Below are 14,225 nucleotides of genomic sequence, written 5' to 3' on the forward strand. Positions count from 1 at the left end.
CCCCACCTGCGGTGATTCGCCCGGGAGCCACTGCCGAGAAAGTTCTCGGCAGTGGCTCCCGTTCTCGTGCATCATCACTGAACGTGATGCTACGGTGGCTGTGAGTTCAGGGATGCGATGGCTCAAGCACGTTTCACCGTGCTTCCGTGGCATTCGATCCGAGCGGCGCCGCCGTGCGGGACCGTCCAGCAGCAGGGAAGCGAGGGGCATCGATGGTGCTCACGGGCCGGGAGTGGTCGGTATCGACCATCCGCGCTGCCCGTGGTGACCGTGCCCTGTACCGTCTGCTGCTCCTGTCCGGCATCGTCGCCGTGGCGTGGCTGGCCGGAGTGGGTGTCGCCCACGGTGACACCGGCTCCGGCCGTCTCGTGGAACGGGTCCTCGGTTCCGAGGGCGTCGTCGAGAGCACCGGCCGTTCCGCGGCCGACGAGGTCGGGACGACCGGTAAGGCGGCCAAGGCCGCCGCCGGCACCCTGACCGGCAGCGTCGTTCCCCAGGCCGCGGCGCTTCCCGCCACGGCCCTGGAGGAGACCGGCGTCACCGGGACCCTGGAGGGCTCCTCCGCGGTCCGGGTCGTCGAGGACACCGCGCGGGCCGTCGACGGCACCGCGCACAACGCCGGCCGTCTGGTCGAGTCCGTCGCCACCACCGGCCACGACGTGGTCGGCTCCGCCGACGGCGCGCTGCGCGACGGTGACCTGGTCGGCACCGTGACCACCGGCCTGGCCGAATCCACCGGGAGCCTGGGGGCACTCGACGGCGTGAACACCATGCCCGTCGAAATCCCCCCGACCGGTGGCCCCGACACCCCAGCCGCCGTGGCCAGGTCCGCGGTGGACCGGGCGGTCGGGTCCGCCACGGACGCCGTCGACCCCTCCAGGCGCACCGCGCCCGGCTTCGACCGGCTCTTCGCCGCGGGCGACTTCCGGAGCCCGTCCCTCGGCACCGCCGAGGACACGGACGCTCTCGTCGCCGACGACGACCGGGGTGAGCGCATCCGCCTCATCGCGGGCGGCTCCCACGGTCCGAGCGGCGGGGACGCCACCGGTGCGTCCGCCCCGTCGTTCCCCGCGCCCGGCGCGGCCGGGTTCCTGATGGCCCGGGCCGCTCACATGGCCCCCCGGGCCCAGCGGGTCGCCCTTCCCGGCGACCCCACTCTCGTCGTGCGCGATGCCGCCGACGACCCCACCTTCTCCCCCGACTAGCCGCGCCTTCACCACCGCGGTCGGTCCGGTGCGCCCACGCGCCCTCCCAACCCGCTGACTTCTCGAAGGCGTGCCCCCGAACGGGTCCCTTCTCCGGAGTCGGACGACCGCGGTCCACGCAGCAATCACGACCTCTCGCTGACAAGGACACGCGATGACCCATCGAACCCACGCCAGGATCGCGGCTCTGACCGCCGCCGGACTCCTCGCACTCGCCCCGGCCGGATTCTCCTGGGCCGACACCGGCACCAGCGGTAACGGCTCCATCGGCGGCGGGAACCAGATCCACGCCGACGTCGACGCCCCCGTCAACCTGTGCGGCAACTCGCTCGCGCTCCTGGGCGTCGCCGGCGCCCAGTGCGCCGACGGCGACGCCTCGACCCAGGACAGGGGCGGGAACAGGGGCAAGGAGGGGCCGCCGCCCACCCTGCCCGGCTACGCGCCGGAACCCTCGGAGGGACCGTCCGAGGGCCCGTCGGAGGGCCCCTCCGAGGGACCGTCCGAAGGCCCGTCGGAGGGACCGTCCCAGGGACCGTCCGAAAGCCCCTCGGAGGGACCGTCCGAAGGCCCCTCCGAGGAGCCGGAGGAGAGCGAGAGCCCTTCCGGGCCGCCGACCGACTCCAGCACCTCGCGCGAGCCCTCCGAGCCCGCCCCGTCCCAGGGCGCCGAGCTCCCCCTGACCGGGGGGTCCGGTCTACCCGCTCTGATCATCGCCGCGATCGCCGTGGCCGTCGCCGGGACCGGGCTGGTCCTGGTCGGTCGTCGACGATCCCGAGCCTGATCGCACGGCTTCCCGGGCCGTTTCCACGGCCCGGGGGTTGACGCGAGTCCCGTAGCACCGGCCGAGGCCATGTGCGCGGGGTTCACGTCAGCCACCGCCCCACCAGGGCGGAGCTGACCGACGGGGCGCGCGCGTCCGTCCGCAGCCGGTGGACGGCAACGCGGCGCAGCCCTCAAGCACCGGCCGACACGCACCGCCCAGGTGCGGAGCCGACCGGATGATCCCCGGCCTTGGCCGAAGGCCCGTACCCCACCCAGGGGTGTGGAACGGCCTGTGGACCGAGCACACACACCTTCTCAATTCAGTACTTTTTCGAAAGGACTTCCCACATGGCTAAGTGGGTCAGGACCTCTGCGAAGTCCGTCCTGCTGGCGGCGGGTTTCGTCGCTCTGGGCAGTGGCGTGGCCTTCGCCGACAGCGACGCCGCGACCAGCGGCAACGGCTCCATCCTCGGCGGTAACCAGGCCGTCGCCAACGCCGACGTCCCGGTCAACGTCACCGGCAACGCGATCGGCGCCGTGGCCGGTATCGCCGGCGCGTCGACCACCGGCAGCGACGCCGCCGTCATCGACCACCACCACAACGAGATCGCCACCTCGGGCAACGGTTCCGTCCTGGGCGGCAACCAGCTGGTGATCGACGGTGACGTCCCCGTGAACGTCACCGGCAACGCGATCGGCGCCGTCGGCGGCGTCGCCGGCGCGTCGAGCACCGACTCCGACTCGGTGGTGCGGCACGGCGGCCACGGACACGGCCACAAGCACGGCCACAAGCACGACCCCGACGTCGCCACCTCCGGCAACGGCTCCCTCGTCGGCGGCAACCAGATCGTCGGTGACCTGGACGTTCCGGTGAACATCTCGGGCAACGCGATCGGCGCCGTCGGCGGCGTCGCCGGTGCGGCGGCCACGGACGCCGACGCCCTGGTGCTGGACGGACACCACCACCACAAGCACCACCACAACCGCGACCACTACTCCGCCGCGGGCGACATCACCCCGGTCGACCTGGTCGCCGAGGCCGCGGAGAGCGTGCGGCTCCTGCCGGACACCTCCGGTGTGGACGTCGGCACCCTCCAGCAGTCCGCTCCGGTCCGCGAGCACCAGTCGATCGCGACCTCCGGCAACGGTTCCGTCCTGGGCGGCAACCAGCTGGTGGCCCACCTGGACGTTCCGGTGAACGTCGCGGGCAACGCCGTCGGCGCCGTGGGCGGCGTCGCCGGCGCGGCCTCCACCGACAGCAGCGCGGTGGTCAAGGAGGCGCACGAGGACATCGCGACCTCGGGCAACGGTTCCGTCCTGGGCGGTAACCAGGCCGTTCTCGACGGTGACGTTCCCGTGAACGTGGCCGGCAACGCGGTCGGCGCGGTCGCCGGCATGGCGGGCGCGAGCTCCACCGGCGACAACGCGACCGTCGTCCACCACAGCGCCACCGAGCACCAGTCGGGCGTCCTGGACGTGCTGCCCGCCGCCGAGCGGCTGCCCGAGATCCCGGTCTCGGAGATGCTGCCCGCGGAGTACACCGTGAGCGAGACGGCCCAGCAGGCGGTCGCCGAGCACGCTCCGGAGCACGCGGCGGAGCTGCCGGAGGCCCCCGCCTCGGTCGACCCGGTCGGTCAGGTCCTGGGCGCCGTGGGTCTGGGCCTCTAGCGGCCCTGGGGAACCGGTGGATCGGGTCCGATCCGTCGCCGGTGGGGTGAGGCGCCTCGTTCCGTGAGGAACGCGGTGGACTGCGAGGTGCCGAACACCACAGGCCCGGATGGATCCGGACATCCGGATCCCGTCGCGACACGAGCAGGGTGTCGCATCCGTCGCCCGAGCACGGGGTGGATCGCCTCCGCACTCCCGTTCCGTGAGGAACGCGGTGGACTGCGGGTGGGTGGAGGTGTCCGCCTTCGGCTCGGTGCGTCAGTCGAGTCCTCCCGGGAATATCCGGGAGGACTCGCCGCTTTGTGGGGGGTACGGGCACCCGGGCCTTCGTCAAGTGTGATGGAAGTCACTTCGGGGTCGTGTTCCGGGTGATCGTCGGAGTCGGAGACCGCTCTCGAACGAGCGCGGCCGGCACGCGTTGTGCGCGCTACGGGCCGGTAGCGGTGCGGCGAGCGCTTATTCTGCGGTTGCCGGTGGGTGAAGAGCCCGCTCTCCGCGGTGGCGGCCCCGTGCACACGGGTGCCCCCGCCCCACCCACCGACGGGGGATTGCCTGGAGTTTCGGTTACCGTCGGTTTCCACGGGAGCCGAGGGACCGCGGCCGACAGATCACGCAGAGGCTAGACGTAGACGTAGGGGAACACGTGCCACCCACCAAGGGCAGCGCCGGCAAGAACGGCTCGCAGGACAACGGACGACAGGGCTCGGGGACCGCTCTCGTCATCGTCGAGTCGCCCGCCAAGGCGAAGACCATCGCGGGCTATCTGGGCCGCGGTTATGTCGTGGAGTCCAGCATCGGGCACATTCGCGACCTGCCCACCAAGGCCGCCGAGATCCCTGCCAAGTACAAGGGACAGCCCTGGGCACGTCTGGGCGTGGACGTCGACGGGGACTTCGAGCCCCTCTACGTCGTCAACGCCGACAAGAAGTCCCACGTGCGCAAGCTCAAGGAGTTGATGGCCGAGGCCGACGAACTCCTCCTCGCCACCGATGAGGACCGCGAGGGAGAGGCGATCGCCTGGCACCTGATGGAGGAACTCAAGCCCAAGATCCCGGTGCGCCGCATGGTGTTCAACGAGATCACCAAGGAGGCCATCCAGCACGCCGCCGGCAACACGCGCGACCTCAACACCCGTCTGGTCAACGCCCAGGAGACCCGGCGCATCCTGGACCGCCTCTACGGCTACGAGGTCTCCCCCGTGCTGTGGAAGAAGGTCATGCCCAGGCTCTCCGCGGGCCGGGTGCAGTCCGTGGCCACCCGTCTGGTGGTCGAGCGCGAACGCGAGCGGATGGCGTTCACCCCCGCCGAGTACTGGGACCTCAAGGCCGTCTTCGACGCCTCCGGCGCGGGCGTCCCCGCCGGTGACCCCACCGACTTCCCGGCCACCCTGATCTCGGTGGACGGCGTTCGCACCGCCGTGGGCCGCGACTTCACCCCCCAGGGCACCGTCCGCCCCGACCGCACCGTCCGCCAGCTCGACGAGGCCGCCGCGCGGGGGCTGGCCGACCGGCTGTCCGGCGCGTCCTTCGGCGTGACCTCGGTGGAGCGCAAGCCCTACCGCCGTTCGCCGTACGCGCCCTTCCGCACCACCACCCTCCAACAGGAGGCCTCGCGCAAGCTCGGTCTGTCGGCCAAGCAGACCATGCAGGTCGCCCAGCGGCTCTACGAGAACGGCTTCATCACCTACATGCGCACCGACAGCACCACACTGTCGGACAGCGCGGTGCGCGCCGCCCGGTCCCAGGTCCAGCGCCTGTACGGTGCCGACTACCTGCCGGAGAAGCCCCGCGTCTACGCCAAGAAGGTCAAGAACGCCCAGGAGGCGCACGAGGCCATCCGCCCGGCCGGCGACGAGTTCCGCACGCCCTCCCAGGCCGGACTGAGCGGCCCCGAGCACCGGCTGTACGAGCTGATCTGGAAGCGCACCGTCGCCTCCCAGATGAAGGACGCCGTCGGAGAGTCCGTCACCGTCAAGGTGCAGGGCGCCTCCTCGTCCGGTGAGATCGCGGAGTTCAGCGCGACCGGCAAGATCATCACCTTCCACGGCTTCCTCAAGGCCTATGTGGAGGGCTCCGACGACCCCGCCGCCGACCTCGACGACCGCGAGCGCCGGCTGCCCCCGGTCGCCGAGGGCGACCCGCTCACCGCCCTGGACCTGGCCGCCGAGGGGCACAGCACCCGCCCGCCCGCCCGCTACGCCGAGGCCAGCCTGGTCAAGGAGCTGGAGGAGCGGGAGATCGGGCGCCCCTCCACCTACGCCTCGATCATCGGCACCATCCTCGATCGCGGGTACGTGTTCAAGAAGGGCACCGCCCTGGTGCCGTCCTTCCTGGCGTTCGCCGTGGTGCAGCTGCTGGAGCGGCACTTCGGCAACCTGGTCGACTACGCGTTCACCGCCCGGCTGGAGGACGTGCTCGACGCCATCGCCCGCGGCGAGACCGAGAGCCTGCCGTGGCTGCGCCGCTTCTACTTCGGCGGTGACACCCCCCAGGGGGACCGGGAGACCGGGCTCAAGGAGCTGGTCGGCGATCAACTCGCCGACATCGACCCCAAGGAGGTCAGCTCCCTGCCGCTGCCGGGCACCGACATCGTGCTCCGGGTCGGCCGCTACGGCCCCTACCTGGACCGCGAGGGCGTCCGCGTCAACGTGCCGGAGGACTTGGCGCCCGACGAGCTCACCCGGGAGAAGGCCGAGGAGCTGTTCGCGCAGCCCAGCGGTGACCGCGAACTCGGCACCGACCCGGAGACGGGTCACGTCGTCGTGGCCAAGACCGGGCGGTTCGGTCCCTACGTCACGGAGATCATCGAGGAGCCCGAGAAGGTCGAGGGCAAGAAGGCCAAGGCGACCGCCAAACCGCGCACCGCCTCGCTGCTCAAGTCCATGACCCTGGACACCGTCACCCTCGACGAGGCGCTCAAGCTCCTGTCGCTGCCGCGTGTGGTGGGGGAGATCGACGGCGAGGAGGTCACCGCCCAGAACGGCCGGTTCGGTCCCTACATCAAGAAGGGCACCGACAGCCGCTCCCTCACCGACGAGGCGCAGATGTTCACGGTCACCCTCAAGGAGGCCGAGGAGCTGTTCGCGCAGCCCAAGCAGCGCGGACGCCGTGCGGCCACCCCGCCGTTGCGCGAACTCGGCAAGGACCCGGTGTCCGGCGCCGTCATGCTGATCAAGGACGGCCGGTTCGGCCCCTACGTCACCGACGGGGAGGTCAACGCCTCCCTGCGCAAGGGCGACGAGGTGGAGTCCATCACCGACGAGCGCGCCTCCGAGCTGCTGGCCGAACGCCGCGCCAAGGCTCCCGCCAAGAAGAAGACGCCGGCGAAGAAGGCCCCGGCCAAGAAGACGACCACGACGGCGAAGAAGACCACCGTCAAGAAGGCCCCGGCCAAGAAGACCGGCACGCCCCGCACGACCGCCAAGGCGACCGACGAGGCCTGAGCCGCGTCCGCCTCACCGCCCCGGCTCGGAGGGAGACCTCCGGCCCGGGGCGGTCCGCGTCGCGTTCACAGCGGGTGTCCGGGTCGGTACGATCTCCATGTCCACTTTCGCTCCCGGTAGGGGAAGCCGTACCCCTATTCGGGGATGATCTTCCGTACTACGCTGGGTGTGGCCGGTGGGAACACCGAAACGCATGTGATCCCCGAACGCTCCACCGAATTCCTCTGCGGACGACGGCCACCCTTCCCCTCCCCCTCACGAATAACCTTGAGCGCTATGAGCAGACCTGCATCCCCGGGAGCGCCGTCCGAGGCGCACAACGTCCTCGCGATCACACCCTTCCGAAGGCTGTGGATCTCGCTCGTGCTGTCCGGACTGGGAGATTGGCTGAGCCTGCTGGCCCTGGTCTCCTTGGCCGCGATCTTCACGGCCGACGCCCCGGTCCTCGTCCGATACCTCGCCATCGGCGGCGTGCTGGCGGTCAAACTCGCCCCGTCCGTCCTGTTCAGCCCCCTCGTCGGGGCCCTCACCGATCGGCTCGACCGGCGGTGGACCATGGTCGCCGGCGACGTCCTGCGCGGCCTGCTCTACGTCTCGGTCCCCGTGGTGGGGCTGCTGGCCCCCGGTTTCGCGCTGCCGTGGCTGTTCATCGCGGCCCTCCTCGCGGAGATCGTCGAACTCCTGTGGACCGGCGCCAAGGACTCCGCGGTCCCCAACCTGGTGCCCCGCAAGCTGCTGGGCCAGGCCGACCGACTGGGGCTGTTCACCGCCTACGGCACCGCCCCGATCGCCGCCCTGCTGTTCGCCGGCCTCGCCTCGATCAGCAACGTGCTCGGCGTCCTGGTGCCGTCGCTGGCCTCACCCGAGGCGGACATCGCGCTCTACCTCAACGGCCTGCTCTTCTTCGTCGCGGCCGGTATCGTCGCCGGCCTGCCGATCCCCGCCCACCGTTCCGCCAAGGACACCCAGAGCCCCACCCGGGACGCCCGGATCCTGCCGGCCGTGTTCCAGGGCCTGCGCGGCTCCGGTGACCCCGTCCTGCTGCGCGGGCTGTCCGTGGGCCTCATCGCCACCGTCGTCGCGGTCGGCGCCGTCATCGGCGTCGGACGCCTCCACGCGGAGGGCCTCGGCGCGGGGAACGCCGGCTTCGGCGTCCTGTTCGCCGCCGTCCTGGGCGGCATGGGCCTGGGCGCCATCGCCGGCCCCCGCGTCCTCAAGCTGTTCAGCCGCCGTCGCCTGTTCGGGCTGACCGCGGTCCTCGCCGGGGTCGTCCTGCTGTTCACCGGCGCCGTCGGGGACATGGTCCTGGCCGCGGTCCTCGCCCTGGTCCTGGGCGTCGTCGCGGGCATGGCCTGGGCGACCGCCCTGACCGTGGTCACCCGCGAGATCGAGGACGAGCACCGGGCCGCGGTGCACGCCCACCTCAACGGCGCCGCACGCCTGACCCTGGTGCTGTCGACGGTGCTCGCCCCCGTCGCCGCCGGGTTCATCGGCGACCGCGCCCTTCCGATCGGTCCGCTCACCTACGACCTGCGCGGCGGCGCCGTCGTCCTGATGGCCGTCGGTCTGCTCGGCGTCGTCGCCGCGGTGGTCGCGCACCACCGGGTCAACCGGAACGACCCCGAGGCCGGCCCCGGACTGCTCCCCGAACTCTTCGCCGCCCTGCGCGGCGTCGAGATCACCGAGCCCGTCGCCGAGGACGACAAACCCTCCGGGGCGTTCATCGTCATCGAGGGCGGCGAGGGCGCGGGCAAGTCCACCCAGGTGCGCGAACTCACCGTGTGGCTGCGCGACCAGGGATTCGAGGTGGTCAGCACCCGGCAACCGGGCGCCACCAAGCTCGGCATGCGCCTGCGCGGCCTGCTGCTGGACCGCGAGAACTCCCACATCACCCCGCGTGCCGAGGTGCTGCTGTACGCCGCGGACAAGGCGGACCACGTCCAGCAGGAGATCCTGCCGGCGCTGCGCCGGGGCGCGGTGGTCATCAGCGACCGCTACACCGACTCGCTGCTCGCCTACCAGGGCGCCGGGCGCGACCTGGCGGTGTCGGACATCCGCGACATCAGCACGTGGGCGGTGCAGGACCTGGTGCCCGACCTGACGGTCCTGCTGGACGTCCGCCCCGAGGAGGGGCTGTCCAGGCTGAGCGGTCCGGCCGACCGGATCGAGTCGGAGTCCGCCGAGTTCCACGACCGGGTCCGCAAGGGCTTCCTCGACCTGGCCCGGGCCGACCCGGACCGCTACCTGGTCCTGGACGCCCGTGAGCCGCGCGAGCGGGTCACCCGCGAGATCCAGAAGCGGGTGCGGGCGCTGCTCCCCGACCCGGTCCCCAGCGCCTCGGAGGCCGTCACCGGCATGATCCCGGTCATCAAGAACGACTGATCCGCGCGAAGCGACACGTGGGGGCCGGGGGCGAACGACCCCGGGCCCCACGCGTGTCAGGGGGATCACCGGGAGCGGTCCTGTGGACAACGGCCCGTCCGTCACCCGGGACTCCTATCCTTGGATTCTCAAGCCGTGACGGATCTCGTGGGGGTGGAGTGTGACGGTCTTCGACGACCTGGTCGGTCAACGGGCCGCGGTGGACCACCTGCGGCGGGCGGTGGCCGGTGCGGACGACCTCGTCGCCGGGGGACGGGGCGCCGGGATGACCCACGCCTGGCTGTTCACCGGCCCACCCGGGTCGGGGCGGTCCGAGGCCGCCCGCGCCTTCGCCGCCGCCCTCCAGTGCCGCGACGGCGGCTGCGGCCACTGCGACTCCTGCCACCAGGTCCTCGCCGGCACCCACCCGGATCTGCTGTACGTGCGCCCCAGCGGGCTGAGCTTCGGTGTGGCGGCCACCCGCGACCTGGTCCTGCGCGCCGGTTCCAAGCCCTCCGGCGGGCGCTTCCGGATCGTGCTGTTCGAGGACGCCGAACGCGCCACCGAGGCCGCGTCCAACGCCCTGCTCAAGGCCGTGGAGGAACCCTCGCCGCGCACGGTGTGGCTGTTGTGCACGCCGACCCCCGACGACCTCCTCGTGACCATCCGGTCCCGCTGCCGGTCGGTCACCCTCACCACCCCGGCCACCGGCGAGATCGTCGAGGCGCTGGTGCGGGAGGGGACCGTGGACGAGCCCGCCGCCCGGGCCGCCGCCGTCGCCTCGGCCGGCCGGGTGGACCGGGCCCGCCAACTGGCCACCGACCCCGAGGCGCGCCGCCGACGCGAGGAGGTGCTGTCCATCCCGGCCCGGCTCGACGGCATCGGCGCCTGCGTCACCTCGGCCGCCCGGCTCTACGAGATCGCCGAGGAGGAGTCCAAGGCGATCACCACCTCCCTGGACGAGAGGGAGAAGGGCGCGCTCAGGGCCGCCTTCGGCGAGGGCTCCACCGGCAAGGGCATGGCCAAGGCCATGCGGGGCTCGGCGGGCGCCATGAAGGACCTGGAGGAACGGCAGAAGCGCCGGGCCACCCGGATCAAGCGCGACTCCTACGACAACGCCCTGTTGGACCTGGCCGCCTTCTACCGCGACGTGCTCACCCTCCAGCTCGGCGCGCCCGTCCAACGCTCCACCGGGGAGCGCTCCGGCGACCTGGAGCGGATCGCCCGTTCGAGCACACCGGAGACGACCCTGCGCCGCGTCGACGCCATCATGCTCTGCCGCGACCGGATCGCGGCCAACGTGCACCCGCAGATCGCGATGGAGGCCATGACCTCGGCGCTCCTCCTCGGCTGAGGCGCCGGGCGGGGCGACCCCGCTCCGACGATACGGTGACCAACGGTGCCACCGCCCCGTCGTGACCGAACCGACGGCACGGCCGTCACAGGCGGGGTGGAACCGACCGAGGGTCGATGACGAAGGGTGGACACGGGTGGCGACGAGGCTGCGGACATCGATGGCGGTGACGCTCACCGGCGTGGTGCTGCTGGTGGGCGGATGCACCGTACCGGGTGCGGGAGAGGGCTCCGAGGAGCCGACGGAGTCGCTCGGCGCGCTGGTCGACTTCACCGACCAGGAGCTGGAGTGGGGCGACTGCGACAGCGGCCCCTCCGAGGCGGAGTGCGCCGTCTACGAGGTGCCCCTGGACTACGACGAGCCCCAGGACGAGCGCATCGGGATCGCGGTCAAGCGGATGCCCGCCACCGGCGACGACGTCATCGGCTCCCTGCTGGTCAACCCCGGCGGTCCGGGCGGTTCCGGGTTCGACTACGTCGACCACGCGCCCTACATCGTCAGCGACCGGGTGCGCGAGCGCTTCGACCTGGTCGGGTTCGACCCGCGCGGGGTCGGCCGCAGCTCGCCGATCACCTGTCTGTCCGCCGCCGAACTCGACGAGTTCATCGGTGCCGAGGCGGAGAGCGTCGACGGTGACGGCGACATGTCCGAACTCACCGAGGCCGGAATGGCACGGATGGAGGAGAGCAGCCGCGGGTTCGTCGAGGCCTGCCGGACCAACGCCCCCGAACTGATGCTCAACGTGGGCACCGTCAACGTCGCCCGGGACATGGACGTCCTGCGCGCCCTGCTCGGCGACGAGAAGCTCACCTACCTGGGCGCCTCCTACGGCACCCACATCGGCGCCCACTACGCGGACCGGTTCCCCGAGAGGGTGCGCGCGCTGGTGCTCGACGGAGCCGTCGACCCGAGCCAGGACCAGCTCGACCTGAGCGTGGCCCAGGCCACCGGCTTCGAGACCGCGCTGCGCGCCTTCGTCGAGGACTGCCTCACCCGCGGCGACTGCCCGCTGGGCGGGGAGGGCGACTCGGTCGCCGACGGCGTCGCCGCCCTGGACGCGTTCTTGACCTCCACCGCCGAGGAACCGCTGACCAACGGTATGGACGACCGGGAGATCAACCGGGCCCGCGCCGAACTCGGTGTGCTCGCCGCCCTGTACTCCGAGAGCTGGTGGGAGCGGGTCCGCCAGGGACTCGACGACGCCATGAACGACGGCGACGGCACCGTGCTCCTCCAGCTCGGCGACGACCTCTACAGCCGCAACGACCCACGGGATTACGAGAACTCCACGGCCGCCCTCATCGCGGTGAACTGCTCCGACTCACCCAGCCCGCGGGAGGTCGAGGACTACGCCGAGGCCGCCGCGGAGGCCGGCGAGGAATCGCCGATCTTCGGCCCCACGTTGGCCTGGGGCGCGCTGCCGTGCGCGTTCTGGCCGGAGGAGGCCGTCTTCTCGGAGGGCCCGTTGGACGGTGAGGGCGCCGCGCCGATCATGGTGGTCGGTACCACCCGTGACTCCGCCACCCCGTACGCCTGGGCCGAGGCGCTCGCGGGGCAGCTCTCCTCTGGGTTCCTCGTCACCCGCGACGGTGACGGCCACACCGGCTACCAGATGGGCGACGCCTGCGTGGACCGGATGGTCGACGCCTACCTCATCGACCTGGAGGTCCCCCGGGACGGGATGGCCTGCGCCTGACCACCGCGCGGGGTGCCGGGTCGCAAAGGTGTACCCGGCACTCCGCGAAGACGCTAAACTGGTGATCGCTCGCCGCGTGAACGCACGCGGCGACGCGCCGCCTTAGCTCAGTCGGCAGAGCGATTCACTCGTAATGAATAGGTCGTCGGTTCGATTCCGACAGGCGGCTCCAGCGCAAACGCCACCCCGGTCCGGGGTGGCGTTTCGCGTAGGTGACCAATCGGGTGGCCGATGCCTACTCGGCGAAGAGGTCCGCCATGATGTGCGCCCCCCTTGGTGATCACCGGCGGCGGCTCCTCGCGGTAGACGAGTTCGGTCGTGGCCGTGCCGCTGTGGCCGACCGCGGACCCTCTCGTCGGAGGACGCGATCGACACGTGAAGTGGCCCAATGATTACCGCGAGTGTCCGGTGGTCGGGGGTGAAGGCGGGTAAGGGCAGCGCATGAGCCTGTTGTTCATGCTGTCGGCACTGGTGGGAACGGTGCTCGTGCTGGCCGGTGGCTCCTACGCCCTGCGCTGGATCATCGCCTCGATCACCGAGCGACTCACGCCCGCCGAGGCCCCGTCGGAGTCGGTCGACCCCGTTCCCGAAGCGCAGGTCGGCGGGTACGTTCCGGCCCCGCGCCCGCCGGGCGAACTGCCGTCGGAGCTGCGCGCCCGGGTGCGCAACCTCGTGGCGCTCGGCCGGGCGGAGGAGGCGGTGCGGCTCGTACGGGACCGCGTCGACGGAGACGAGGAACGGGCGCGCGGGATCGTCGCCCGACTCGGCGGGGACGACACCGGCACGCCCACGCTGGAGCGTTGATCACGTTCGGGAGCGGCTCTGGAACCGGGCCCACACGGCCGTGACCAGGAACAGGATCGCCGCGATGACGGTGAGCCAGAACAACCCCTTGATCACCACCCCCACGATCGCCAGGATCAACCAGAGCGCCAGTAGGGCCAGGATGAGATAGATCATGTGCTCCCCCGAGGATGCGTGTTCTGTGGACGCACCTACCCAGCGGAGGATGAGATACGCCACGCGTGCCCGGTGTGACGGGATGTGCGGATCGCTTCTGGTGGGGTATGGGGAGGTCATGAGTCTGGAAGAAGCATCACGCCAACTGGAAGCCGCGATCCACGACGCCCGGGTCTCCTTCGACTGCATCCTCCTGGAGGAGCTGGACCGGGCGCACGTCAACGCCATCACCGCGCGGGCCGCGGTCGACGCGGCCGAACAGGCGATCCGGGTGGAGCTGGAGAGGAAGACCGAGGAGGAGAGAGAAAGGTCGGATTCCTCCTCACAGGAATGAATCGACCGGATTTTTTTCGAACTTATTTTCGAACAGCGGGTATGCTCATGACATGCCCGATCAGTCGCTGAGTCCGGACTGGCCCGCGAGTGTGCACCCACCCGGGTCGGACTCCTTCGAGCGGACGGCCGCGGTGTGGCTGCTCGATCTCCTGCCGGCCGACTACCGGCTGCACGGGGTCCTGCGGCGACACCCGGTCGCCCTCTCCCGGTTGGCGCTCCACTACGTCTCCGCGTCCCTGGCGGCCACCCGCGAGGGCTACCGGACCGCCCGGGTGGAGTTGCGCGACCACATGCCGCCGCACGCCCTCGAACAGGTGATGCGCGCCTACACGGAGGAAGGGCGGCGCACCGCCGCCGTCCTTCGAGCCGTCGAGGCCGTCGACGCGGCCCTGCGCTCCCATCGTGACGGAGAGGTCTTCGAGGAGGGCGCGTGAGGGCCCG

11 protein-coding genes and 1 tRNA gene are annotated in these 14,225 nt (G+C 71.5%); 11 read left to right on the forward strand and 1 reads right to left on the reverse strand.

Translation table 11 applies throughout. The features are described 5' to 3' along the window. The first annotated feature begins 212 nt into the window (after positions 1–212). The 9 genes from RM479_RS01895 (at position 213) to RM479_RS01935 (ending at position 13,292) form a co-directional block, all read left to right on the forward strand. Positions 213–1,205: a hypothetical protein gene (locus RM479_RS01895; RefSeq protein WP_311509965.1), complete on the forward strand. Its 993-nt coding sequence runs from the start codon at positions 213–215 to the stop codon at positions 1,203–1,205. A 154-nt stretch (positions 1,206–1,359) separates the two neighbouring features. Beyond that, entirely contained in the window at positions 1,360–1,986 is a 627-nt protein-coding gene (locus tag RM479_RS01900) for a chaplin family protein (RefSeq protein WP_311509966.1), read from the forward strand. Between the two features lie 329 nt (positions 1,987–2,315). Further along, complete coding sequence (locus RM479_RS01905; protein WP_311509967.1) at positions 2,316–3,635, forward strand: hypothetical protein; 1,320 nt, start codon at positions 2,316–2,318, stop codon at positions 3,633–3,635. 643 nt (positions 3,636–4,278) lie between these two features. After that, positions 4,279–7,077 carry a type I DNA topoisomerase gene (gene topA / locus RM479_RS01910; protein WP_311509968.1) on the forward strand — a complete coding sequence of 933 codons (2,799 nt, stop codon included), beginning with the start codon at positions 4,279–4,281 and terminating at the stop codon, positions 7,075–7,077. 276 nt (positions 7,078–7,353) lie between these two features. Then, on the forward strand, positions 7,354–9,459 hold the full coding sequence (gene tmk, locus RM479_RS01915) for a dTMP kinase (RefSeq protein WP_311509970.1): 2,106 nt from the start codon (positions 7,354–7,356) through the stop codon (positions 9,457–9,459). 160 nt (positions 9,460–9,619) lie between these two features. After that, a complete protein-coding gene (locus RM479_RS01920; protein WP_311509971.1) occupies positions 9,620–10,792 on the forward strand; it encodes a DNA polymerase III subunit delta' in 1,173 nt (390 codons plus the stop codon). Positions 10,793–10,952: 160 nt separating this feature from the next. Continuing rightward, a complete protein-coding gene (locus tag RM479_RS01925) occupies positions 10,953–12,488 on the forward strand; it encodes an alpha/beta hydrolase (RefSeq protein WP_311510414.1) in 1,536 nt (511 codons plus the stop codon). 96 nt (positions 12,489–12,584) lie between these two features. Continuing rightward, positions 12,585–12,660 (forward strand) — tRNA-Thr (locus tag RM479_RS01930). Between the two features lie 269 nt (positions 12,661–12,929). After that, positions 12,930–13,292 (forward strand): hypothetical protein, encoded by a 363-nt coding sequence (locus RM479_RS01935; protein ID WP_311509973.1) that lies wholly within the window; start codon positions 12,930–12,932, stop codon positions 13,290–13,292. Here RM479_RS01935 and RM479_RS01940 read toward each other — a convergent pair whose 3' ends face one another. Further along, on the reverse strand, positions 13,293–13,448 hold the full coding sequence (locus RM479_RS01940; protein ID WP_311509975.1) for a hypothetical protein: 156 nt from the start codon (positions 13,446–13,448) through the stop codon (positions 13,293–13,295). Positions 13,449–13,566: 118 nt separating this feature from the next. Between RM479_RS01940 and RM479_RS01945 the strand changes: the two genes are divergently transcribed. Beyond that, a complete protein-coding gene (locus RM479_RS01945) occupies positions 13,567–13,782 on the forward strand; it encodes a hypothetical protein (protein ID WP_274810090.1) in 216 nt (71 codons plus the stop codon). A gap of 52 nt (positions 13,783–13,834) precedes the next feature. Then, entirely contained in the window at positions 13,835–14,218 is a 384-nt protein-coding gene (locus tag RM479_RS01950) for a hypothetical protein (protein WP_311509977.1), read from the forward strand. Positions 14,219–14,225 lie beyond the last annotated feature (7 nt).

This window comes from Nocardiopsis lambiniae, assembly GCF_031845465.1.
GTDB classification, from domain to species: Bacteria; Actinomycetota; Actinomycetes; order Streptosporangiales; family Streptosporangiaceae; genus Nocardiopsis; species Nocardiopsis lambiniae.